Annotated in this window: 3 protein-coding genes and 1 pseudogene; 2 read left to right on the forward strand and 2 right to left on the reverse strand. The window is 62.6% G+C overall.

The annotated features are described in order from the left end of the window. On the reverse strand, window positions 1–550 hold a 550-nt coding region (locus HX846_RS21635), incomplete at its 3' end, for a methionine ABC transporter permease (protein ID WP_178966071.1). 3 nt (window positions 551–553) lie between these two features. Beyond that, window positions 554–1,777, reverse strand: a complete 1,224-nt coding sequence (locus HX846_RS21640) for an SfnB family sulfur acquisition oxidoreductase (RefSeq protein WP_178966072.1) — start codon at window positions 1,775–1,777, stop codon at window positions 554–556. Window positions 1,778–2,012: 235 nt separating this feature from the next. Between HX846_RS21640 and HX846_RS21645 the strand changes: the two genes are divergently transcribed. Next, window positions 2,013–2,474 carry a VOC family protein gene (locus HX846_RS21645; RefSeq protein ID WP_003210114.1) on the forward strand — a complete coding sequence of 154 codons (462 nt, stop codon included), beginning with the start codon at window positions 2,013–2,015 and terminating at the stop codon, window positions 2,472–2,474. 238 nt (window positions 2,475–2,712) lie between these two features. Next, window positions 2,713–2,862, forward strand: a pseudogene (locus HX846_RS21650) (alpha/beta hydrolase); the annotation flags it as partial.

The following is a 2,862-nucleotide window of genomic DNA, read 5'->3' on the forward strand; positions in this document are numbered from 1 at the left end:
CGTAGCGGATAGCCATGTCGCCCAGGCCTCCGCCACCGATCACCCCGGCCATGGCGGTGTAGTCCACCAGCACAATCGCGGTGACAGTGACCGCTGCCAGCAGCCCGCCCCGGGCTTCCGGCAACAGCGTGTGGCGGATCACCTGCCAGGTGCTGGCGCCCATGGATTGGGTGGCCTCCACCACGCCACGGTCGACTTCGCGCAAGGCGGTTTCCACCAGCCGCGCAAAGAACGGCGTACAGCCCACCACCAACGGCGGAATCGTACCGGCCACGCCCAGGGAGGTGCCCACCAGCAAGGTGGTCACCGGGATCAGCACAATCAGCAGGATGATGAACGGCAGCGAGCGCAGCACGTTGACCACCACCGACAGCGCCCGATACACCACTAGGGTTTCGTGCAACTGGCGCTTGCCGGTGAGGAACAACAGCACCCCCAGCGGCAACCCCAGCAGCACGGTAAAACCCAGGGCCGCGCTGAGCATGCTCAGGGTTTCCAGGCAGGCTTGGCCGATGTCGGCCCAATAGATGTTTTTAAACAGCTCGGCCATGGGTCAAGACCAATCGTGACGCGGTGGCTTGGCGCCGTTGAGCAGCCAGTTGCCCACCACGTGATACTTCCAGCGCACCGGGTCATGCAGGGTATGCACCCGTGCGTTGCGCCAGTGACGGTCGAAGTTGTGCTTCTTCAGGGTGGAGCGGGTGCCGCCGAGTTCGAAGAGCTTGTTGCTGGCTTCGATGGCGATTTCAGTGGTCAGCACCTTGGCCCGCGCGACAGCCAGGGAGGCATGGGCAACGTTGTCTTCATCGGGTGCCGGGCGCGCGGCGTCCAGGGCCTTTCCGGCCCGCTCCAGCAAGGCTTCCGCCGCTTCCAGGCGAATATCCAGCGCGCCGACCTGAATGATAGTCAGCGGGTCTTCACTGGCTTTTTCCACCCCGGCATCGATCCATGGACGGGCGAATTGCCGGACGAACTGCACCGTGTCACGCAACGCGGCACGGGCGATGCCGGCATCGATGGCGGCGGTGGTCAATTGAGCGAAAGGCCCGGCCAGGGTCGGCGAATCGTAGGAACGATGGGTAGGAAACAGATTGAACGCCGGCACCTTCAAGCCTTCGGCCAGCACCGTGCCGCTGGAGGTGGTGCGTTGGCCCATGCTGTCCCAGTCGTCGACCACCACCAGGCCTTCAGTGCCGCGCGGCACGAACGCCAATTGCGCATTTTGCTGTTCATCCAGCGCCAGCACCGCCAGCCAGTGGGCATACAGCGAACCGGTGCAATAACCCTTGCGACCGTTGATCACATAGCCATCGCCTTGCTGGCGAATGGTCGCCTGGATGTCCTGTACGTTCTTGCCGCCGGTTTCCGACAGCGCATTGGCAAACCGATGCCCTTCCAGCGCCAGGCCAAAAAAGTACGCCTGCTGCTCGGGCGTACCTTGCAGGCGGATATCTTCCAGCAGGCAGTAATGGTTCTGCGGGATTTGCCCCAGCGAAGGGTCGGCCGCCGAGATAATCGCAATCACCTGGGCCAACACCGCGTAGGACACCTGGGCACCACCAAACTCGCGGGGCACGCTGATGCCCCACAGGCCGCTGTTGGAATACAGGTCGACGACCTCCGCAGGCACCTGGCGGGTGCGGTCGCGCTCGGCGTCCTGCTCCAGCAACACGGCAGCAACCCGGTGGGCAACGGCCAGTGCGTGGGCCTCGTCGCGGATCAACTCGGCGTGGGGCGTGTGAATCGGGTAATCGGCAGATACAGGCAGTACAGACATACAACGCTCTCGGGCGAATGGTTTGCCAGAGGCATTGCAGCTTCTGTGCCTGAGGCGCCTGGCCTTCAAACACAAGGGTTTGCTCCCGATATACGCGCGGCAGACCGCCCTTGGCGCAGCAAACTGCCGGTTTGCTGTTGCCTGGGCAACACCTCGTCGGCTGCCCGCAAGCCACGGCGCACGTGGCCTATAGTGAAAAAGCCGTCCCTCCACAACCACCATCAAGGAGAACGATATGAGCGTTAAACCCATTCCCGAGGGCTACCACAGCATCACGCCGTACCTGGGCATCGACAAAGCCGCTGAAGCCATCGAGTTCTACAAACGAGCCTTTGGTGCCACCGAAGTCATGCGCCTGGACATGCCCGACGGCAAGATCGGCCATGCCGAACTGCGCATTGGCGATTCGGCGATCATGATGGCCTCGCCCTGTGGCGAAATGTCGTTCGGCAGTCCGGGAAAAGAACACCCCAGCGTGTGCCTGCATCTCTATGTGCAAGATGTCGACCAACAGTTCGCCCAGGCCATCAAGGCCGGCGGCACGGCGATTTCAGAACCCAAGGATCAGTTCTACGGTGACCGTTCCGGGACGCTGAAAGATCCGTTCGGGCATGTGTGGTTCCTGGCCACGCGCAAGGAGGACTTGACCGAGGCGCAGGTTCGCCAGCGTGCCGAGGCGTTGTTCAAGCAAGGATGAAGTCGCCTGGGCGACGCAACCCAACGGTAGGAACTGGCTCGCCTGCGATGGCATCACCTCGGTGCGACTGATACACCGAGTTGCCTGCATCGCAGGCAAGCCAGCTCCCACCGTTGACCTGCACTGCCTGAAAGATCGGGCTTCAACACACTTCATGAACAACCCCTCCACGCTTTCCCCCTTGCCCCGGGCGCCGTGTGATTTCAGGATGCAAGCAATCATCACAAGGAGTCATTCCATGTTCGCCGGATTCCAAAAAGACCAGCGCCACGTCAACGGTGTGGACATCAGCTACCGCAAAGGCGGCGCGGGTCCCGGCCTGCTCCTGCTGCACGGGCACCCGCAGACCCACGTCATCTGGCACAAGGTCGCCGAGCAACTGGCCGAA

The organism is Pseudomonas sp. K5002, from assembly GCF_013386655.1.
Taxonomy (GTDB): Bacteria; Pseudomonadota; Gammaproteobacteria; order Pseudomonadales; family Pseudomonadaceae; genus Aquipseudomonas.